Origin of the sequence: Pseudomonas sp. B40(2017), assembly GCF_002112855.1 — a bacterium.
Classification (GTDB): Bacteria; Pseudomonadota; Gammaproteobacteria; order Pseudomonadales; family Pseudomonadaceae; genus Aquipseudomonas; species Aquipseudomonas pharyngis.
In genome coordinates this window covers 591219-611181 of sequence record NZ_NEIT01000005.1, presented here as the reverse complement: position 1 = coordinate 611181, position 19963 = coordinate 591219, and the positions used below count along the sequence as shown (strand labels likewise).

General features: G+C 61.5%; 16 protein-coding genes. 12 read left to right on the top strand and 4 right to left on the bottom strand.

From position 1 onward, the window contains the following. Positions 1 to 6: 6 nt before the first annotated feature. The 3 genes from CAF76_RS16970 (at position 7) to CAF76_RS16960 (ending at position 2640) form a co-directional block, all read left to right on the top strand. The gene (locus CAF76_RS16970; protein ID WP_085647853.1) at positions 7 to 873 is read left to right on the top strand and encodes a LysR substrate-binding domain-containing protein; all 867 of its coding nucleotides are present in this window, start codon (positions 7 to 9) and stop codon (positions 871 to 873) included. A gap of 88 nt (positions 874 to 961) precedes the next feature. Further along, entirely contained in the window at positions 962 to 1432 is a 471-nt protein-coding gene (locus CAF76_RS16965; RefSeq protein WP_064593972.1) for a RidA family protein, read from the top strand. After that, positions 1429 to 2640, top strand: coding sequence for an aminotransferase class V-fold PLP-dependent enzyme (locus CAF76_RS16960; RefSeq protein WP_085647852.1), 1212 nt, complete (start codon positions 1429 to 1431; stop codon positions 2638 to 2640). The genes CAF76_RS16965 and CAF76_RS16960 overlap by 4 nt, the downstream gene beginning before the upstream one ends. On the opposite strand, the gene CAF76_RS16955 is transcribed toward CAF76_RS16960, so the two are convergent. After that, entirely contained in the window at positions 2610 to 2951 is a 342-nt protein-coding gene (locus CAF76_RS16955; protein ID WP_007959194.1) for a hypothetical protein, read from the bottom strand. The genes CAF76_RS16960 and CAF76_RS16955 overlap by 31 nt on opposite strands. Positions 2952 to 3194: 243 nt before the next feature. Between CAF76_RS16955 and rapA the strand changes: the two genes are divergently transcribed. Continuing rightward, on the top strand, positions 3195 to 6041 hold the full coding sequence (rapA, locus tag CAF76_RS16950; RefSeq protein ID WP_039771405.1) for an RNA polymerase-associated protein RapA: 2847 nt from the start codon (positions 3195 to 3197) through the stop codon (positions 6039 to 6041). 200 nt (positions 6042 to 6241) lie between these two features. Here rapA and CAF76_RS16945 read toward each other — a convergent pair whose 3' ends face one another. After that, positions 6242 to 7591, bottom strand: a complete 1350-nt coding sequence (locus tag CAF76_RS16945) for an MFS transporter (RefSeq protein WP_085647851.1) — start codon at positions 7589 to 7591, stop codon at positions 6242 to 6244. Between the two features lie 301 nt (positions 7592 to 7892). Here CAF76_RS16945 and CAF76_RS16940 point away from each other — a divergent pair, with 301 nt between their 5' ends. Then, complete coding sequence (locus tag CAF76_RS16940) at positions 7893 to 8246, top strand: YkgJ family cysteine cluster protein (protein WP_039771496.1); 354 nt, start codon at positions 7893 to 7895, stop codon at positions 8244 to 8246. A 163-nt stretch (positions 8247 to 8409) separates the two neighbouring features. Beyond that, entirely contained in the window at positions 8410 to 10692 is a 2283-nt protein-coding gene (locus tag CAF76_RS16935) for a bifunctional diguanylate cyclase/phosphodiesterase (RefSeq protein ID WP_085647850.1), read from the top strand. Here the strand turns inward: CAF76_RS16935 and CAF76_RS16930 are convergent. Beyond that, the gene (locus CAF76_RS16930; protein ID WP_178076183.1) at positions 10583 to 11479 is read right to left on the bottom strand and encodes an NAD(P)-dependent oxidoreductase; all 897 of its coding nucleotides are present in this window, start codon (positions 11477 to 11479) and stop codon (positions 10583 to 10585) included. The genes CAF76_RS16935 and CAF76_RS16930 overlap by 110 nt on opposite strands. 198 nt (positions 11480 to 11677) lie before the next feature. Between CAF76_RS16930 and CAF76_RS16925 the strand changes: the two genes are divergently transcribed. After that, positions 11678 to 13879 carry a hypothetical protein gene (locus tag CAF76_RS16925; RefSeq protein ID WP_064593964.1) on the top strand — a complete coding sequence of 734 codons (2202 nt, stop codon included), beginning with the start codon at positions 11678 to 11680 and terminating at the stop codon, positions 13877 to 13879. Positions 13880 to 14189: 310 nt separating this feature from the next. On the opposite strand, the gene CAF76_RS16920 is transcribed toward CAF76_RS16925, so the two are convergent. Further along, the gene (locus tag CAF76_RS16920) at positions 14190 to 14495 is read right to left on the bottom strand and encodes a DUF2288 domain-containing protein (protein WP_085612373.1); all 306 of its coding nucleotides are present in this window, start codon (positions 14493 to 14495) and stop codon (positions 14190 to 14192) included. A 353-nt stretch (positions 14496 to 14848) separates the two neighbouring features. Between CAF76_RS16920 and CAF76_RS16910 the strand changes: the two genes are divergently transcribed. From CAF76_RS16910 to CAF76_RS16890, 5 genes are all read left to right on the top strand, one after another. Continuing rightward, positions 14849 to 15976 carry a branched-chain amino acid ABC transporter substrate-binding protein gene (locus CAF76_RS16910; RefSeq protein ID WP_039771394.1) on the top strand — a complete coding sequence of 376 codons (1128 nt, stop codon included), beginning with the start codon at positions 14849 to 14851 and terminating at the stop codon, positions 15974 to 15976. Between the two features lie 231 nt (positions 15977 to 16207). Further along, positions 16208 to 17131: a high-affinity branched-chain amino acid ABC transporter permease LivH gene (gene livH / locus CAF76_RS16905; RefSeq protein WP_007959165.1), complete on the top strand. Its 924-nt coding sequence runs from the start codon at positions 16208 to 16210 to the stop codon at positions 17129 to 17131. After that, positions 17128 to 18384, top strand: a complete 1257-nt coding sequence (locus CAF76_RS16900; protein WP_039771392.1) for a high-affinity branched-chain amino acid ABC transporter permease LivM — start codon at positions 17128 to 17130, stop codon at positions 18382 to 18384. The genes livH and CAF76_RS16900 overlap by 4 nt, the downstream gene beginning before the upstream one ends. After that, positions 18381 to 19148: a high-affinity branched-chain amino acid ABC transporter ATP-binding protein LivG gene (gene livG, locus CAF76_RS16895; RefSeq protein WP_007959160.1), complete on the top strand. Its 768-nt coding sequence runs from the start codon at positions 18381 to 18383 to the stop codon at positions 19146 to 19148. Before CAF76_RS16900 ends, livG begins: the two co-directional genes overlap by 4 nt. Further along, the gene (locus CAF76_RS16890; RefSeq protein WP_003222380.1) at positions 19149 to 19850 is read left to right on the top strand and encodes an ABC transporter ATP-binding protein; all 702 of its coding nucleotides are present in this window, start codon (positions 19149 to 19151) and stop codon (positions 19848 to 19850) included. Positions 19851 to 19963: the final 113 nt, after the last annotated feature.

Sequence of the window (19963 nt, the reverse complement as noted above, 5' to 3'; positions counted from 1 at the left end):
TGCGCCGTGCCCCTGCATCAGGACCTGCCACCGCTGATGGCCTTGCGTGCCTTTGAGGCCGTGGCCCGTCATTTGAGTTTCATCAAGGCTGCCGATGAGCTGTCGGTGACCCAAAGTGCGATCAGCCATCAGGTGCACAAACTCGAAGAATTCCTCGATCAGCGACTGTTCGTGCGCCGCACCCGGGCGATCGATCTGACGGTCGCCGGCGAACATTACTACCGGCAGATCGAACCGGCCCTCGCCGCGATTGCCGCCGCCACCCACGACCTGCGCGGCGAGCGCCCCACCAACCTGCGCATCGGTCTGCTCGCCTCTTTCGCCACCTTGTGGCTGGCGCCGCGTCTGGCGGATTTCAACGCGAAATACCCGAACATCCACGTCGAACTGCTGCCCGCCGTACAACTGGCGGATGTCGACGCCGGCGAGGTGGATCTGGCGATCCGCTACGGCAAGGGCGGCTGGCCGAAAGTCCAGGCCCGCCGGTTCATGGGCGAGACCCTGACGCCGGTGTGCAGCCCGGCGTTCAAGGCCAAGGGCGTGAGCAAAGGGCCGTTGCTGATGGCCAAGTCGTACCAGCCGTTCGAGTGGATCGACTGGCAGCAACACAGCGGCATCGATCTGGCTCATGTGCCCAGCGTCATGCTGCACGACTACAACATCGTCGTCGAAGCCGCGGTTGCCGGCCAGGGCATTGCCATGGGCCGCCAGCGAATGATCGAACGGCGGATCAAGGAAGGCGCGCTGATACCGGCCTTCGACACCCCGCCGATGCTCGGCGAGATCGGTTATTGGCTGGTCACCCCGCAGCGCCCACAAACTCCGGCGGCGCAGAGTTTCTGCGAATGGCTGGAGGAAACCGCGAACGCATGAGTTTTTTGGATGCGTCAGATTAAATCTATCCGTTTGTCGCCCTTCGCTCGCCCCAACATGCTGAAGCCCTCACTCAGGAGGACTTCCCATGACCGATTCCCTCAGCCAACGCGTTCAACAACTCGGCCTGCGTCTGCCCGAACCAAGCCAGCCGATCGCCAACTACGTCAACCACGTGGTCAGCCAGAACCAGTTGTTCATCTCCGGGCAGATTCCATTGCTCGACGGCAAACCTGCGTTCATCGGACGACTGGGCGAAGCAATTTCCGACGAAGAAGGGGTTAACGCCGCTGAACTGGCTGCCTTGGGCCTGCTCGCCCAGTTGAGCCATGCGCTGGGCGATGACCTGTCGAAACTGGTGCGCATCCTGCGCCTCGGGGTTTTCGTGGCCGCCACGCCGGACTTCAAGGCTCAGGGCGTGGTCGCGAACGGCGCCTCGAATCTGCTGGTCAACGCCCTCGGCGACAAGGGCCGACACGTGCGCACCGCGGTCGGCGTGGCGAGCCTGCCGGCCGGCGTCGCGGTGGAAATCGACGCAATCTTCGAGCTCAAGCCGTGAACATCGACGACATCTTGCGTCTGCGCGCCGCCACGCCCGGCTGCGCCCAGGTGATCCACTTCAACCACGCCGGCGCCTCGCTGCCAAGCCACGCCACTCTCGATGCAGTGATCGAACAGCTGCAACGCGAAGCACTCGGCGGGCCGATGGAGTCGGCAGACAACCGGGTCCAGGAACGCGCGCGCAATGCGGCCGCCGCCCTGCTCAACGCCCAGCCCGAAGACATCGCCTTCGCCAGCAGCGGCTCGGCGGCCTGGAGCCAGGCGTTCAACGCGCTGGGGCCGTGGCAGCCCGGCGAACGGATTCTGGTGGGTCGCCATGAATGGGCCGGCAATCTGGCGTGCATGGCCGAAGCGGTGAAGGCCGGCGCGCGGCTCGAAGTGATTCCTTGCGATGCCAAAGGTGCGGTCGATCCGCAAGCCCTGGCGCAGATGATCGACGGCCAGGTACGCCTGATCGCCCTGACCTGGCTGCCGGCCAACGGCGGTCTGATCAACCCCGCCGCGCAGATCGGCAATGTCGCGCGGCGCCACGGCATCCCTTATTTCATCGACGCCGGCCAGGCACTGGGACAGTTGCCCTGCGATGTTCAGGCCTTGCAGTGCGACGTGCTCAAGGGTGCCGGACGCAAGTTTCTGCGCGGGCCGCGCGGCACGGCGTTGATGTACATCCGGCCGCAATTCCTGCAACGGTTGCTCCCCGTGCAACGCGATGTACTGTCGGCGCCGTGGGACGGCAAGCGCTTTACCCTGCGTGACGACGCCCGCCGCTTTGAAACCAGCGAGGTATCGCTGGCCCTGCTGGCCGGTCTGGCCAATGCGCTGGAGGAGTACAACCGCCTCGGCGCGATCCCCGTCCGCCAGCGCATCGAACAACTGAGCAGCGGATTGCGCCAACGCCTGAAGGCGATTCCCGGTCTGACACTGCGGAATCTCGGCGCGGCCAATCAACAATCCGGGCTGATCGCCTTCACGCTTGAGGGCTGGGACAGCGTGGCGCTGAAGCAGACGTTGGCCGGACGACGAATCAACATCGGCGCCAATGGCGTGTCCTACACGCCGCTGGACATGCAGGCGCGCGGGCTGACAAATATTGCGCGGGTGGCGGTGAGCTACTTGAACACACAAGAAGAAATCGACGTGTTGCTGGAAAACCTGACACAGCTGGCCGCTCGGCCTCAGATTTCGATGTCGACCCAAAGCCCCTGACGCGGCTGATCTTCCATCAACGGCGCCACCGGCACCGTGTTGTCGGCGTTCAGTTCGGTGCCGGGCACCGCGAGGTGCGCCTCGGGGTCGTCGTCGGCTTCGCGGCGGCGGCGATCACGTTCCTGCTGGCGGCGCTGCTCTTCACGCAGCAGATAGCCGTCTTCTTCCGGGTCGCGCTTTTGCAGGTCGATGGTGCTTTCGTTTGAGCTTTCCTGCACCGGCACCACAGGGGGAATATCCGGTCGCTGGCGGATCGGATCCTGCTGGGAGGTGATCGGCACGGCGCTCAGGGGGAGCATCGGTGGCAGCATATGAAGGGTCTCCTGTCAGCAGGTTATCGGCGGCGCCCAAGGTGCCTTGAGCCATCGGTCGCAAACTTGTGACCGGTTTGGCACTCAAGGGTGCCGCAACATCCCGTAAAACCGATGCATGACCTAATCTTCCCTGCAATTGGCCGATTGCGGTTAAAAGCCGGGCCGAGGCTCCTAATCCTTTGGCCTCGGGCCCTCATTCCGTTAAGATAGCCCGCTTTTTCAAGGTGGGAGTCAGGCAGCATGGCGCAGCAGTATCAACCGGGGCAACGCTGGATCAGTGACAGCGAAGCAGAGCTTGGTTTAGGCACCGTTCTGGCACAGGACGGCCGCTTGTTGACCGTGCTTTACCCGGCCACTGGCGAGACTCGCCAGTACGCGCTACGGAATGCGCCCCTCACCCGCGTGCGGTTCTCGCCCGGCGATTCGATCACTCACTTCGAAGGCTGGAAGATGACCGTGCAGCAAGTCGACGACGTCGACGGCCTGATGGTCTACCACGGCCTCAACGCACAGAACGAAGCGGTCACCCTGCCGGAAACCCAGCTGTCGAACTTCATTCAGTTCCGTCTGGCCAGCGACCGTCTGTTCGCCGGGCAGATCGACCCGCTGGCGTGGTTCTCCCTGCGTTATCACACTCTGGAACACACCAGCCGCCAGTTGCAGTCTTCGCTCTGGGGCCTGGGCGGCGTGCGTGCGCAACCGATCGCCCACCAGTTGCACATTGCCCGTGAAGTCGCCGACCGCATCGCACCGCGCGTACTGCTGGCGGACGAAGTGGGTCTGGGCAAGACCATCGAAGCCGGTCTGGTGATCCATCGCCAGTTGCTGTCGGGCCGCGCCAACCGCGTGCTGATCCTGGTGCCGGAAAACCTCCAGCACCAATGGCTGGTGGAAATGCGCCGCCGCTTCAACCTGCAGGTCGCGCTGTTCGACGAAGAACGCTTCATCGAAAGCGATGCCACCAACCCGTTCGAAGACACCCAGCTGGCCCTGGTGGCGCTGGAGTGGCTGGTCGACGATGAAAAGGCGCAGGACGCCCTGTTCGCTGCCGGTTGGGACCTGATGGTGGTCGACGAAGCCCACCACCTGGTGTGGCACGAAGAGAAAGTCAGCCCGGAATACTCGCTGGTTGAACAGCTGGCCGAAGTCATTCCCGGCGTGCTGCTGCTCACCGCCACCCCGGAACAACTCGGCCAGGACAGCCACTTCGCCCGTCTGCGCCTGCTCGACCCGAACCGTTTCCATGACCTGGCCGCCTTCCGCGCCGAGAGCGAAAACTATCGCCCGGTGGCCGAAGCCGTTCAGGAGCTGCTGGACAAGGGGCGCCTGTCGCCGGCCGCGCACAAGACCATCCACGGTTTCCTCGGCAACGAAGGCGAAGCCCTGCTCACCGCCGTCAACGATGGCGACACCGAAGCCAGCGCCCGCCTCGTGCGTGAACTGCTCGACCGCCACGGCACCGGCCGCGTGCTGTTCCGTAACACCCGCGCCGCCGTGCAGGGTTTCCCGGAGCGCAAACTGCACCCGTACCCGCTGCCATGCCCGGACGAATACCTCGAACTGCCCCTGGGCGAACACGCCGAGCTGTACCCGGAAGTCAGCTTCCAGGCCCAGCCGGACGCCAGCGAAGAAGAACGCTGGTGGAAATTCGACCCGCGCGTCGAGTGGCTGATCGACCAGCTGAAGATGCTCAAGCGCACCAAAGTGCTGGTGATCTGCGCCCACGCCGAAACCGCGATGGACCTGGAAGATGCCCTGCGCGTGCGCTCCGGCATCCCGGCCACGGTGTTCCACGAAGGCATGAACATCCTCGAGCGTGACCGTGCCGCCGCCTACTTCGCCGACGAAGAGTTCGGCGCGCAGGTGCTGATCTGCTCGGAAATCGGCAGCGAAGGTCGCAACTTCCAGTTCGCCCACCACCTGGTGCTGTTCGACCTGCCGTCGCACCCGGACCTGCTGGAACAGCGGATCGGTCGTCTCGACCGGATCGGCCAGAAGCACATCATCGAACTGCACGTGCCGTACCTGGAAACCAGCCCGCAAGAGCGCCTGTTCCAGTGGTATCACGAAGCACTGAACGCGTTCCTCAACACCTGCCCGACCGGCAACGCATTGCAGCATCAGTTCGGCTCACGCCTGCTGCCGCTGCTCGAAGAGGCCGACGACGGCGAGTGGCAAGCGCTGATCGACGAGGCGCGCACCGAGCGCGAGCGCCTGGAAGCCGAGCTGCACACCGGTCGCGACCGCCTGCTGGAACTCAACTCCGGCGGCGCCGGCGAAGGTGAAGCGCTGGTCGAGGCCATCCTCGAACAGGACGACCAGTTCGCCCTGCCGATCTACATGGAAACCCTGTTCGACGCGTTCGGCATCGACAGCGAAGACCATTCGGAAAACGCCCTGATCCTCAAGCCGAGCGAGAAGATGCTCGACGCCAGTTTCCCGCTGGGCGACGACGAAGGCGTGACCATCACCTACGACCGCAACCAGGCGCTGTCACGCGAAGACATGCAGTTCATCACCTGGGAACACCCGATGGTGCAGGGCGGCATGGATCTGGTGCTGTCCGGTTCGATGGGCAACACCGCCGTCGCGCTGATCAAGAACAAGGCGCTCAAGCCAGGCACCGTGCTGCTGGAACTGCTCTACGTCAGCGAAGTGGTTGCCCCGCGTTCGCTGCAATTGGGCCGTTACCTGCCGCCGGCCGCCCTGCGCTGCCTGCTCGACGCCAACGGCAACGACCTGTCGTCGCGCGTGGCGTTCGAGACCTTGAACGATCAACTGGAAAGCGTGCCGCGCGCCAGCGCCAACAAGTTCATCCAGGCCCAGCGCGATCAGCTGACGCCACGGATCAACGCCGGTGAAGACAAGGTCACCCCGCGCCACGCCGAGCGCGTCGCCGAGGCCCGCCGCCGTCTGGCAGCCGACACCGACGAAGAACTGGCACGCCTGACCGCGTTGCAGGCGGTCAATCCGACCGTGCGCGACAGCGAACTGGATGCCCTGCGCAAGCAGCGTGAACAAGGTCTGGCGATGCTCGACAAAGCGGCGCTGCGACTGGAAGCGATCCGGGTGCTGGTGGCGGGCTAAACCGCCCTGCTCCATCGCCAAAAAAAGAAAAGGCCCGCAGCGATGCGGGCCTTTTTTGTCTGCCCCCCTCACCGATCGTTCCCACGCTCCGCGTGGGAATGCCTCAAGGGACGCTCCGCGTTCCAGTTCTCGAATCGGACGCAGAGCGTCCCGGCTGCATTCCCACGCAGAGCGTGGGAACGATCAGGCGATGCAGGTCATCAAGCGGTAACGGCCTGACTCTGCGGCTCAACCACCGCCACCATCCCGTCCTTCATCCGCTTCGCATCCCGCACAAAACAGCGCGAGGCGAGGAACAGGAACACCATGGTCAGGAACAACGCCACCGGAATCAGGTACATCGCATCATGCAGCCCGACGGCCTTGAACGCCTCGGTCATCTGCTCGGCGCCCGCGGCGGCCATCGCCGACTTGGCGAAGTGATCCGACAAACCACCGACCACCACCGGCCCCAGACCGCCGCCGAGCAGATACAACCCGGCAAAAAACAGCGCCATCGCCGTGGCCCGCAGGCGCGGTTCAACCACGTCCTGAATCGCCGTGTACACACAGGTGTAGAAGTTGTAGGCGAACAGCCAGCCCACACTGAACACCGCGACGAACACCCCGATCTCGATGCGCCCGGCATGCAGCGCCCACGCCGTGCACAGGGTCGAGATGATCAGGCTGAACGCGGCAAACAGCAGTCGCCCGTTAGCCACCCGCTGGTGAATCTTGTCGGCGATCCAGCCACCGAGGGTCAGGCCGATCAACCCGGTTACCCCGACGATCACCCCGGTCGCCACCGCCGCGTCCTGCAACGGCATCAGAAAATAACGCTGGAGCATCGGCACCAGAAACGAGTTGCAGGCGTAGGTCGCGAAGTTGAAGCACAGCCCGGCCATCACCAGCCACAGGAAGGTCGGCACGGCGAGGACCCGGCGGATCGGCCTGTCGACTTTCTCCTGAGACACCTGCACGGTTTCCGCCGCACCGCGCTTGGGTTCCTTGATGAAGAACATGAACACCGCCAGCACCAGCCCCGGCACGGCGGCGATGAAGAACGGCGCGCGCCAGCTGTCGAACGCCTTGACCATCCAGCCGATGGTGAAGAAGGCCAGCAGCAGTCCCAGCGGCAGGCCGAGCATGAAAATGCCCATGGCCCGGGCCCGGCGATGGGCCGGGAACAGATCGCCGATCAGCGAGTTGGCGGCGGGCGCGTAACTGGCTTCACCAATGCCGATACCCATGCGCACCAGCAGGAAACTCCAGAAACTGCCGACCAGACCGTTGACCGCCGTCAGCGCGCTCCAGGTCGCCAGGCCCCAGCCCATCAGTTTGCTGCGCGAACCGGTGTCGGCCAGGCGGCCCAGTGGTAATCCGGCAATCGCGTAAACCAGAGTGAACGCGGTGCCGACGATCCCCAGCTGAAAATCGCTGAGGTGCCATTCCATGCGGATCGGCTCGATGATGATCGCCGGGATGGTGCGATCAAAGAAGTTGAACAGGTTGGCAAGGAACAGCAGGAACAGAATGCGCCAGGCATTCGCCGCTTGGGTCGAGTTCTGCATGGGTCCGTCTCTTTATTGTTATTAGGGCTTCACTGCCAACGCATCGAGCCCGGAACCTGCAATCTAGTCACGCTCGTCGGGGCTGTCTGTGATCATTCGCAAGCCTGATGACGGGCCATGGCCGTGTAACGAAACGTAAGCCCTTGAAATGCTTCGAATCCCCCGAAAACCGGGGGTTTTGCAGAAAAATCCGGCAATGAAAAAATACTTTCACGCCCCCCTTCCCAACGCCGTGGCGAAGCCTAGAATGGCCGCCGGATCCGTCCGGATCCTGCCGATCAACCCCTTTGATATCCCGCCCATGTCCGAAGTCAGTCCGTGTCTGAATTGCGGTGCCTGCTGTTCCCATTTTCGTGTGTCATTTTTCTGGGGTGAATGCGCATCCTCCGGCGGGACCGTGCCCGATGAACTGGTCACCCAGATCACGCCCAGCCGGGTCGCGATGATCGGCACCGACCGCAAGGCGCCGCGCTGCACCGCGCTGGAGGGCGAAGTCGGAACAGCCGTGAGTTGCACGATCTACGACAAGCGTTCCAGCCCCTGCCGGGAGTTCGAAGCGTCGTGGGAAAACGGCGAACAGAATACCGACTGCGACAAGGCACGTGCCCGTTTCGGCCTGCCACCGCTGCAACCGCACTGGAACGAAGTCGCCTGAATTCAGGCGCTTCAACGCTTAGAGCCAATCGCTATGACGCTAATGCCGAAATCATTAGCGCCAATGTGCCACTACCGCTTGCACGGCAAAAACCGCCTCTATACTGCAAACATTCGCCTGCGTTGATGACGCAGTAAGGACGTATTCAGAGACGGGGCATGCTATGGAGTGGCTTGGTTTGCAATTTGTTGCCGAGCAGCCGGAGAGCGGGCAGGTCATCCTCAATTGCACACACAATCCCCTGTTGGTGCTGGTGGCCTATCTGGTTGCCTGCGCCGCGAGTTTTGCCACCCTCGACATGGCCGAACGGGTCGCCCACGCTGAAGAGCCCGGTTCGCAACGCCTGTGGCGCTGGATCGGCGCAACCTGCCTGGCCGGCGGCATCTGGGCGATGCACTTCATCAGCATGCTGGCGTTCCAGGCGCCGATCGACATCCAGTACGACCTGCCCGTGACCCTGTTTTCCCTGGTGATCGCGTTACTGGCGTCCTGGCTGGCGATGCACACCCTGAGCACGCCCCAACCGAACCTGCTGCAGTACCTCAAGACCGCCATCGTCATCGGCCTCGGCATCGCCGGCATGCATTACGTCGGCATGGCCGCCATCGAATCCGCCGCCACGGCCTACTACGAGCCCACCCTGTTCCTGTCGTCGATCGTGATCGCCATCGGCGCCAGCTTCGCGGCGTTGTGGGTCGCCGGCAACTTGCGCGAAGGCAGTGGCCTGCACATCCAGATGCTCAAATACCTGGCCGCGCTGATTCTCGGCGCCGGCATCCTCAGCATGCATTTCACTGGCATGGCGGCGCTGCAACTGGTGCTGCCCGAGGGGCAATTGCCGACCCTGGCGTCGCAATCCAGTCACTTGCAGTTGGGCCTCACCGTCGCCCTGATCACGTTGCTGATCCTGGGCAGCGCGATCAGCGCCGCGCTGGCCGACAAGAAGCTGCAGAACAAGGAACACGATCTGCGCCGGGTCAACGCCCTGCTCAGCCAGCTTGATCAGGCGCGCATGTCGCTGCAGCACGTGGCCAACTACGACGCCCTGACCAACCTGATCAACCGACGCGGTTTCAATCAGATCTTCGCCGAAAAACTCAGTCAGAAATCCAGCGAAGGCGGGATGCTGGCAGTGATGTTCCTCGACATCGACCACTTCAAACGCATCAACGACAGCCTCGGCCATGACGCCGGCGACGAACTGCTCAAGGTCATCGCCCAGCACATCAAGGGCTCGGTGCGCAGCCATGAAGACGTGGTGGCGCGATTCGGCGGCGACGAGTTCTGCATCCTCATCGGCCTGCGCGACCGCGAAGAAGCGCGCAATCTGGCTCAGCGCATCATGCTCAAGATGAAAGAACCGATCGAACTTGCCGGACGACGCATGGTGATGACCACCAGCATCGGCATCAGCCTGTTTCCCGAGGACGGCTCGACCTGCGATGAACTGCTCAAGCATGCGGATCTGGCGCTGTACCAATCCAAAGGCGCCGGGCGCAACGGCGTGCACTTTTTCGATTCCAACCTGAAAAACCGCGCCAGCCTCGAACTGCAACTGGAGGAAGAGCTGCGCCACGCGCTGCGTCAGGAAAACGGTCTGCTGCTGTATTACCAGCCGATCTTCGAACTCAAGACCGGCAAGGTCACCAAGCTTGAAGCGCTGATCCGCTGGCAGCACCCGGTGCACGGCCTGCTCACCCCGGATCGCTTCATTGCCATCGCCGAAAACAACGGCCTGATTGCCGAGCTCGACAACTGGGTCCTGCGCAAGGCCTGTGAAGATCTCGGCGAGCTGTCGCGCCATGGCTGTGAAGAGCTGAAGATTGCCTGGAACTGCTCACCGCTGAACCTGGCCCGGGAAGAGCTGGCCAATGAAATCGAGCACGCCTTGCGCAGCGCCGGGGTCGCCCCGGAACGGCTGGAACTGGAGGTCACCGAAAACGCCTTGATGGGCAACATCGCCAACACCCTGGTGCTGCTGCGGCAGATCCGCGCCCTCGGCGTGTCATTGTCGATCGACGACTTCGGCACCGGCTATTCGTCGCTGGCCTATCTCAAGCGCCTGCCGCTCAACACCCTCAAGGTCGACCGCTCGTTCATCCTCGACATCCCCAAGGCCACCGCCGACATGGAAATCGTCCAGGCGATCATCGTCATGGCGCACACCCTGCATTTGCAGGTGGTCACCGAAGGCGTCGAAAGCCTGGAGCAATACGAATTCCTCGAGCGCTCGGGCTGCGACTTCATTCAGGGCTACCTGCTCAGCCGTCCGGTGCCACTGGCCGAACTGCGCCCGGTACTGGAGGAAATCAACCAGCGCAAACACGCGCACGTGCTCAATCCGCTGAGTCTGGCGCGCGGTACATTTGCACCAGTGTCGCTGGATCCTTCTGCAAAAAACCTTGTGCCCCATGCAGGCGCATCAGTTGTGCGGCCAATCCGCTGATCGGTGTGGCCGAGCCGGTTTCCCGGGAAAATTTCACCGCGGTATCCAGATCCTTGAGCAGCGTGCGCACGTGCCATTTCACCGGCTCGAAACGGCTTTCGGCCATTTGCGGTGCAAGAATCTGCAACGGTTTGGAATCGGCAAAACCACCGGCCAGCGCATCGGCGATAAGGCTGGCATCGACCCCGGCCTGCTCGGCCAGCGCCACCACTTCGGCGATCACCAAAGCGTTGCAGGCGACGATCATCTGATTGCAGGCCTTGGTCACCTGACCGGCGCCGACGCCACCCATGTGCGTGACGCGCTGCCCGAGTTCGAGCAGTACCGGTCGTACGCGATCAAGATCCGCTGCATCACCGCCCACCATGATCGCCAGGCTGCCGGCTTCGGCGCCGACCACCCCGCCGGACACCGGCGAATCGAGCCAGGCCATGCCTGTCTTGTCGGCCAGTTCGGCGGCCATTTCACGGGTGGCCGTCGGTTCGAGGCTGGAAAAATCCACCAGCAACTGACCGGGTTTCGCCCCCTCAGCCACGCCGGCCGGACCGAACACCACTTCGCGCACCACCGCCGTGTCGGCCAGGCACAGCATCAGCACGTCAGCTTGCTCACAGAGTTCGGCGGGAGTCGCCACCTGCCGGGCGCCGGCCTCGACCAGCGGCGCGCACTTGGCCGGGTTGCGGTTCCACACGGTCAGCGGGTAACCGGCGGCCAGCAGACGGCGGCACATCGGCAGGCCCATCAGGCCGATTCCGGCAAAACCCAACGAAGGTCGCGTTGACATCATTTAGCCTCCTTTTGATTAAAGATCGCCGAATAATGGCCGATCCATCATCAATCAGGAAAGGATTCCCCCGCGCGGCACTCAGGTCATACCCCCTGACGCACGGGCCAAACACGCGCAAGAAAAAGACGCGAGATTCCCATTCCGTGAGGTTCGACGACAGCGGTCGATGAACCAACCAGTCCAGGTAGATGGCGCTCAATGACTTCTAAAAACAATCCGGCCACTGCGGTATCCGATCTGACTCTGAGCCCTGCGGCGAACAGCCCTGCCCCGATGAAGCCATTGCCCCCCTCGCGCCCGCTGGGCACCCAGCAATACCTGTACTTCACCGAAACCAATACCGACCGCATCCTCGACAACCTCGATGGCCTGCGTGACCTGGTGTTCCCGCGCCCGCCGCACCTGGAGGGCGACAACGAACAGCACAACGATCAGGAATTCCCGTCGGTGTGCCTGATCGGCCTCGGTCGCTGCGGTTCCAACATCGCCCTCGACGTGGCGGAGCTGGTGTACAACGCGCGCAAGTTCTACCTCAACGAATTCAACAGCGAAGATCGCGCGGCTGACCGTCGCCTGGCCTCCGACAAAGGCTACAGCCCGGCCCAGTGGATCAAGCAGAACCTGCGGATCGGCCCGAACAAGTCGACCAAACCGGTGTTCCTGGTGGAACCGCTGGTGATGCTCGGCGACCTAGACAAGGACATTGCCGGGCGTATCCGTTTCTCGCGCAAGGGCGAAAAAAGCGGTTTCCTGCGCGACTACAGCAAGATGAAGATCATGGACTTGTCCGAAGTCCACGCCGGTGGCGCCGGTAACGCGCCGATTCTCGGCCAGTACCTGGCGAAGATCATCCTCAACAAGGACACCCAGCGTTTCTCCAGCCCTGACTGGAAAATGATCCACTCGTACCTGATCGACAGCTGCGGCATCAAGGCCAACCAGTCGCGCCTGTATTTCTCGATCTTCAGTGCCGGCGGTGGTACCGGTTCGGGCATGGCCTCGGAATTCGGCCTGGCCCAGCAGCACTCGTACATGAACAAGACGTTCGACACCAAGCCGATGGACGAGCATGACGGCAAGAGCGGTCATTCCTTCGTGTTCGAACCGATCTTCACCAGCGGCATCTGCGTGCTGCCGAACATTTCCGACCACCGCAGCGAAATGTCCGAGGCGCTGCACATCAACGCCGGTCGTCTGCTGTGCAAATACCTCTCGGAAGAATGGGATTTCTCGTACAACTTCGCCAACGAAGACAGCAGCGAAGCCAGCGTCATGGGCCGTATCCGCCCATGGAACGCGATGATGCTGATTTCCAACGACATCATGCGTTACGCCGAAGAGAGCGATGACGGCAACATCCAGAATATTGATGTCAATGCGATGGAGAAGCACGCCAACCAATACATCTCGCAGCAGATCTTCAACATTCTGACGGCCCAGGCAGTCACGACCGACTACGACCAGAACTATTTCCGCCGCGCCGGCATCGACATCGGCGAGACCATTCGCCTGGACGCCAACGACCTGTTCATGAGTCTGGCTGGCCCGGTGGCGATTGCCTACGCCGAATCCGTGGTGCCGGAAACCCCGCCGCCAAGCAGTGACAAGTTCAAAGTATTCGACAAAGAGCCGCAGCGCCTGAACATCGACGACCTGTTTTTCCGCTCGATCGACCTGCCGCACTTCAATAAAGTGACCCAGGCCATCGAAGGCATCAGCCTGCTGCCGATCGAGTCCAAGCGTTATCGCGCCTCGCTTGAGCAATACAAGAACTCCGGCTACGACGCGGCTGCGCTGCACGACCTGCACTTCTTCAAGAACTGCTCGTCGGTGGTCTCGATCGTTTCGCTGCCGAAAGACTACAAGCTGTCGTACATGGACCTGAACCGGTTGAAGACTCACCTCAACAGCCTGTTCCCCAACACCACGCTCAAGCGCTACGCGCTGGTGATCGGCGCCTCGGCCAACCTGTCGCTGACCACCCTGATCGCCAAGAGCCCGTGCCTGTCGGACGACTTCCTGACGCTGATCGTGGCATTCATCAAGCGTTGCTTTGCCAAGACGCCGTACCGTTTCGACGAGACCCTGGACAACTCGATCCTCGATTTCATCATTCAGGAAGAGTTCGACGAGGACCGCATCGACGACCTGCTCAACGAATTCGAGAACCCGGCGAAGATCCTCGATACCAACTGGTACGCGATCAAGCCGATGTACGAGAAGAAGTACCGCGAGTTGATCAACGACAAAGAGAAGTTTGTCTCGATCAATGACATTCGCCTGTCGCGCGATTGCGTGAAGAAGTCGATCAAGTACCTGCGCGAGATCTACCGTCACCGGATCGGCAAGACCAAGGTTATTTCCCTCAATAACCATACGGGCAAGACTTACACGGTCTGATCCAGACCCGAGTCGCCCCATTCGCGAGCAAGTCGAATCGTCGCACCGCCGCTCCCACATTTGGAATGCATTCCCCTGTGGGAGCGGGCTTGCTCGCGAAGAGGCCCGCTAATTCACTGAAGATTTCAGCCTTTCCAACATCCCGAAACAATTAAGCAGCCGTCAGGCTGCTCAATAAACTGTGCCCGTTACGTTTACGTCACCGTTATGCCACCCCCGCCTGTGGCATTTCTCTACGGCAATCGGCCATCACGCTACTCCGCTACACACTTTTTGCCGGTCAGCGCCCGCACCAACAAGGTGCAACCCGTCAGGTCGCCGCCCTTTCCTGGATCAGGATCCACGGCCGGACTACCACCGCCCACATCTCGGGATCACGCTCGAAGATATCCAGCGCCCGCGTTTCAGACAGCTTGGCGACCTTGTCTTCGGCCAGCCAGGCAGCAACTTTCTCGCCCTGATCCGATGCCACGGCCTCGGCGACCGCGATCAAATCCAGGCTGGCGTCGACCCACAATAGGGCACCCTGGGCATAGAAGCGCTCCAACTCTTTCCAGGTAATAGATGCGGTTTCACCAAGCAGCTTGGCATAGAGGGTGCTAGGTTCTTGATTCATGGGACTGTCCGGAAAAGAAATCGGCGCGAATGATAACGTCGGTGGTCCGGCAGAAAAACCCGGTTGCAAAAGGCCGTACCGAATGAAAAGAGCAGGAACGCCAAGGAATGCTGATGATTGGGGCATAAGCCCTCTGAACGTCCCGCCGCAATTCTGTCTTTTTCTTTCATTAAAGCGACACCCTCAGGTTTTGCCCCCTGGCGCCAGCTTCCCAGGCCAACAACCGGCGCTCTACACTGTACCGGTACAGTTGCCGGGGGGCTTTTCCGGAGGGTATCGCCCAGATATCTGTCCCGGTTCTGCTGCTACGGCGTCAGGACTCTAAAAAAATACAACAGTAAGAGTGGAGCACTATGACTAAGGCTACTAAGCAGATTTCCAAACTGTTTGCCGCTATGGTTCTGGCCGGGGTTGCCAGCCATTCGTTCGCAGCTGACACCATCAAGATCGGTATCGCCGGCCCTAAAACCGGTCCAGTAGCCCAGTACGGCGACATGCAGTTCAGTGGCGCGAAAATGGCCATCGAGCAGATCAACGCCAAGGGCGGCGTCGACGGCAAGAAGCTCGAAGCCGTTGAATACGATGACGCCTGCGATCCCAAACAAGCGGTAGCGGTCGCGAACAAGGTCGTCAACGACGGCGTCAAATTCGTGGTCGGTCACCTGTGCTCCAGCTCCACCCAGCCTGCTTCGGACATCTACGAAGACGAAGGCGTGATCATGATCACCCCGGCTGCCACCAGCCCGGACATCACCAACCGTGGTTACAAAATGGTCTTCCGCACCATCGGTCTGGACAGCGCCCAGGGCCCTGCCGCCGGTAACTACATTGCCGATCACGTGAAGCCGAAAATCGTCGGCGTGCTGCACGACAAGCAGCAGTACGGTGAAGGCATCGCCACCGCCGTCAAATCCACCCTCGAGAAGAAAGGCACCAAGGTTGCCGTGTTCGAAGGCGTCAACGCCGGCGACAAGGACTTCTCCGCGATCATCGCCAAGCTCAAGCAAGCCAACGTCGACTTCGTCTACTACGGCGGCTACCACCCGGAGCTGGGCCTGATCCTGCGTCAAGCCCAGGAAAAAGGCCTGAAAGCCAAATTCATGGGTCCGGAAGGCGTGGGTAACGACTCGATCACCCAGATCGCCAAGGACGCGTCCGAAGGCCTGCTGGTGACCCTGCCGAAATCCTTCGACCAGGATCCGGCCAACGTGGCCCTGGCCGATGCATTCAAGGCCAAGAAAGAAGACCCGAGCGGTCCGTTCGTGTTCCCGTCCTACTCGGCCGTTGAAGTGATTGCCGAAGGTATCAAGGCTGCCAAGTCCGAAGATGCTGCCAAGGTGGCTGAAGCCATCCACAAAGGCACCTTCAAGACACCTACCGGCGACCTGAGCTTCGACGACAAGGGCGACCTGAAGGACTTCAAATTCGTGGTTTACGAGTGGCACAACGGCAAACCTAAAACCGAAGTGTCGCCTCAGTAAGGCGCTGCCTGACTGACTGCCAATAAAGCCCACGGCGTGCCGTGGGCTTTGTTTTACGAATGTATTGGGCCGCGCTGGCGTGATCCGCCAGTCTCCCCACCTGAAAATCTCAAAACCGTCATCAGCGGTTCGCTGGCAAAACCCGGATTCGAAGTGGATATAGATCCACGGGACCGGGCGGGAAAATGACTCCACCAGTGAAATGCGTATCAGGTTTTTAGGAGCGCTGTAATGCCTGACATCTATCACTTCTTCCAACAGCTGGTTAACGGCTTGAACGTTGGCAGCATGTATGCCCTGATCGCCATCGGCTACACGATGGTCTACGGCATCATTGGAATGATCAACTTCGCCCACGGCGAGGTGTACATGATCGGTTCCTACGTGGCGTTCATCGCCATCGCCGGGCTGACCATGATGGGACTCGAAAGCGTCCCGCTGCTGATGACCGTGGCGTTCATCGCCAGCATCGTCGTCACCAGTTCCTACGGTTACAGCATCGAACGCATTGCCTACCGCCCGTTGCGCGGCAGCAACCGTCTGATCCCGCTGATTTCCGCGATCGGTATGTCGATCTTCCTGCAGAACACGGTTCTGCTGGCGCAAGACTCCAAGGACAAAGCAATCCCCAACCTGATTCCGGGCAACTTCGCCTTCGGCCCGGGTGGCGCACATGAAGTGCTGATTTCCTACATGCAAATCGTGGTGTTCGTGGTGACCCTGATCGCCATGCTCGGCCTCACGCTGTTCATCTCCCGCTCTCGCCTGGGCCGCGCCTGCCGCGCCTGCGCCGAAGACATCAAGATGGCCAACCTGCTGGGCATCAACACCAACAACATCATCGCCCTGACCTTCGTCATCGGTGCTGCGCTGGCGGCCGTCGCGGCCGTGCTGCTGAGCATGCAATACGGCGTGATCAACCCGAACGCCGGTTTCCTCGTCGGCCTCAAGGCCTTCACCGCCGCGGTACTGGGCGGGATCGGCAGCATCCCCGGCGCGATGCTCGGCGGGCTGGTGCTCGGGGTGGCGGAAGCCTTTGGCGCCGATATCTTCGGCGACCAGTACAAGGACGTCGTGGCTTTCGGCTTGTTGGTTCTGGTGCTGTTGTTCCGTCCGACCGGCATTCTGGGCCGTCCGGAGGTTGAGAAAGTATGACTAGGAATCTTAAACAGGCGCTGTTCAGCGCCTTGCTGGTCTGGGCCGTGGCCTATCCGGTACTGGGTCTGAAACTGACCATCGTCGGCATCAACCTGGAAGTGCACAACACCAGCCCGGCCATTCTGGCGACCATCGCCATCTGCTCGGTGCTGATGTTCCTGCGAGTGCTGTTCAACCAGCAGATCAGCAAGGCGTGGCGTTCGTCGCCGGGCATGCCGCTGATCCCGGCCAAGGCCAGCAACTTCCTGACCCTGCCTTCCACCCAGCGCTACTTCATCATCGCGCTGATCATCGGTGCGCTGGTGTGGCCGTTCTTCGGCTCCCGTGGCGCGGTGGACATCGCGACGCTGATCCTGATCTACGTGATGCTCGGCCTGGGCCTGAACATCGTGGTCGGTCTGGCCGGTCTGCTCGACCTGGGTTACGTCGGTTTCTACGCCGTCGGCGCCTACAGCTACGCGCTGCTGTCGCACTACTACGGCCTGAGCTTCTGGATCTGCCTGCCGATCGCCGGCCTGATGGCGGCGACGTTCGGCTTCCTGCTCGGCTTCCCGGTGTTGCGTCTGCGCGGCGACTACCTGGCGATCGTGACCCTCGGTTTCGGGGAAATCATCCGCCTGTTCCTGCGTAACCTGACCGACATCACCGGCGGCCCTAACGGCATCAGCAACATCGAGAAACCGACGTTCTTCGGCCTGACCTTCGAACGCAAGGCTGCGGAAGGCCTGCAAACCTTCCATGAGTATTTCGGCCTGCAATACAACTCGATCAACAAGGTGATCTTCCTCTACCTGGTCGCCCTGCTGCTGGCGCTGGCGGCGCTGTTCATCATCAACCGCCTGCTGCGCATGCCGATCGGCCGTGCGTGGGAAGCGCTGCGTGAAGACGAAATTGCCTGCCGTGCGCTGGGTCTCAACCCGACCGTGATCAAGCTCTCGGCGTTTACCCTGGGCGCGAGCTTCGCCGGTTTCGCCGGCAGCTTCTTCGCCGCCCGTCAGGGTCTGGTGACGCCGGAATCGTTCACCTTCATCGAGTCCGCCATCATCCTCGCCATCGTGGTGCTGGGTGGCATGGGCTCGCAGTTGGGCGTGATTCTCGCGGCCGTGGTGATGATCCTGCTGCCGGAAATGATGCGTGAGTTCAGTGAGTACCGCATGTTGATGTTCGGCGCCCTGATGGTGCTGATGATGATCTGGCGACCTCAAGGTCTGCTGCCCATGCAACGTCCTCACATGGAGCTGCGCAAATGAGCCGCGAGATCCTGAAAGTCGAAAATCTGAGCATGCGCTTCGGCGGCCTGCTGGCGGTCAACGGCGTGGCCCTGACCGTCAAAGAGAAACAGGTGGTTGCACTGATCGGGCCGAACGGCGCGGGCAAGACCACCGTGTTCAACTGCCTGACCGGTTTCTACCAGCCATCGGGCGGCAGCATCCTGCTGGACGGCGAGCCGATCCACGGCCTGCCGGGCCACAAGATCGCCCTCAAAGGCGTGGTGCGCACCTTCCAGAACGTGCGCCTGTTCAAGGACATGACGGCGGTCGAGAACCTGTTGATCGCCCAGCACCGTCACCTGAACACCAACTTCCTGTCCGGCCTGTTCAAGACTCCGGCGTTTCGCAAGAGCGAGCGTGAGGCCATGGAGTTCGCCGAGTACTGGCTGGAAAAGGTCAACCTCAAAGAGTTCGCCAACCGCCCTGCCGGCACCCTGGCTTACGGTCAGCAGCGTCGCCTGGAAATCGCCCGCTGCATGATGACCCGTCCGCGGATCCTCATGCTCGACGAACCGGCCGCCGGCCTGAACCCGAAGGAAACCGAAGACCTCAAGGCGCTGATCAGCGTGCTGCGTGAAGAGCACAACGTGACCGTGCTGCTGATCGAACACGACATGAAACTGGTCATGAGCATTTCTGACCATATCGTCGTGATCAACCAGGGCACGCCTCTGGCCGACGGCACGCCGGAACAGATCCGCGACAATCCTGAAGTGATCAAAGCCTACCTGGGGGAAGCGTAAATGCTGCAGTTCGAAAACGTTTCCACCTTCTACGGCAAGATCCAGGCGCTGCACAGCGTCAACGTCGAAGTCCGCCAGGGCGAGATCGTGACCCTGATCGGCGCCAACGGTGCCGGCAAGTCCACGCTGCTGATGACGCTGTGCGGTTCGCCGCAGGCCCACAGCGGCAGCATCCGTTACATGGGTGAGGAACTGGTCGGCCAGGACTCGTCGCAGATCATGCGCAAGAGCATTGCCGTGGTGCCGGAAGGTCGTCGGGTGTTTGCCCGTCTGACCGTCGAAGAAAACCTGTCCATGGGCGGATTCTTCACCGACAAGGGCGACTATCAGGAACAGATGGACAAGGTTCTCGGACTTTTCCCACGCCTGAAAGAACGCTTCAACCAGCGCGGCGGCACCATGTCCGGCGGCGAACAGCAAATGCTCGCCATCGGCCGTGCGCTGATGAGCAAGCCGAAACTGCTGCTGCTCGACGAGCCGTCGCTGGGCCTGGCACCGATCATCATCCAGCAGATCTTCGACATCATCGAACAGCTGCGCAAGGACGGTGTGACGGTGTTCCTGGTCGAACAGAACGCCAACCAGGCGCTGAAAATCGCCGACCGCGCCTACGTTCTGGAGAACGGCCGGGTGGTGATGCAAGGCACCGGCGAAGCGCTGCTGACCGACCCGAAAGTGCGCGAGGCGTACCTCGGCGGTTGATCGATCGCTTCAAAAAAAACGGCCTTCGGGCCGTTTTTTTTGTGCCCGGCAAAAAAACTTTTACTGATCGCTGTAACGCATCGCTGAGTCGTTTCTCTAGTGGGGCAAGCAAG

What these genes read in the sequence shown, in the direction of transcription:
- CAF76_RS16910 (WP_039771394.1), top strand. Translation starts at nt 14,849, where the DNA reads ATGACTAAGGCTACTAAGCAGATTTCCAAACTGTTTGCCGCTATGGTT.
- CAF76_RS16940 (WP_039771496.1), top strand. Translation starts at nt 7,893, where the DNA reads ATGTCCGAAGTCAGTCCGTGTCTGAATTGCGGTGCCTGCTGTTCCCAT.
- CAF76_RS16920 (WP_085612373.1), bottom strand. Translation starts at nt 14,495, where the DNA reads ATGAATCAAGAACCTAGCACCCTCTATGCCAAGCTGCTTGGTGAAACC.
- CAF76_RS16935 (WP_085647850.1), top strand. Translation starts at nt 8,410, where the DNA reads ATGGAGTGGCTTGGTTTGCAATTTGTTGCCGAGCAGCCGGAGAGCGGG.
- CAF76_RS16900 (WP_039771392.1), top strand. Translation starts at nt 17,128, where the DNA reads ATGACTAGGAATCTTAAACAGGCGCTGTTCAGCGCCTTGCTGGTCTGG.
- CAF76_RS16965 (WP_064593972.1), top strand. Translation starts at nt 962, where the DNA reads ATGACCGATTCCCTCAGCCAACGCGTTCAACAACTCGGCCTGCGTCTG.
- rapA (WP_039771405.1), top strand. Translation starts at nt 3,195, where the DNA reads ATGGCGCAGCAGTATCAACCGGGGCAACGCTGGATCAGTGACAGCGAA.
- CAF76_RS16930 (WP_178076183.1), bottom strand. Translation starts at nt 11,479, where the DNA reads ATGATGTCAACGCGACCTTCGTTGGGTTTTGCCGGAATCGGCCTGATG.
- CAF76_RS16955 (WP_007959194.1), bottom strand. Translation starts at nt 2,951, where the DNA reads ATGCTGCCACCGATGCTCCCCCTGAGCGCCGTGCCGATCACCTCCCAG.
- livG (WP_007959160.1), top strand. Translation starts at nt 18,381, where the DNA reads ATGAGCCGCGAGATCCTGAAAGTCGAAAATCTGAGCATGCGCTTCGGC.
- CAF76_RS16890 (WP_003222380.1), top strand. Translation starts at nt 19,149, where the DNA reads ATGCTGCAGTTCGAAAACGTTTCCACCTTCTACGGCAAGATCCAGGCG.
- livH (WP_007959165.1), top strand. Translation starts at nt 16,208, where the DNA reads ATGCCTGACATCTATCACTTCTTCCAACAGCTGGTTAACGGCTTGAAC.
- CAF76_RS16925 (WP_064593964.1), top strand. Translation starts at nt 11,678, where the DNA reads ATGACTTCTAAAAACAATCCGGCCACTGCGGTATCCGATCTGACTCTG.
- CAF76_RS16945 (WP_085647851.1), bottom strand. Translation starts at nt 7,591, where the DNA reads ATGCAGAACTCGACCCAAGCGGCGAATGCCTGGCGCATTCTGTTCCTG.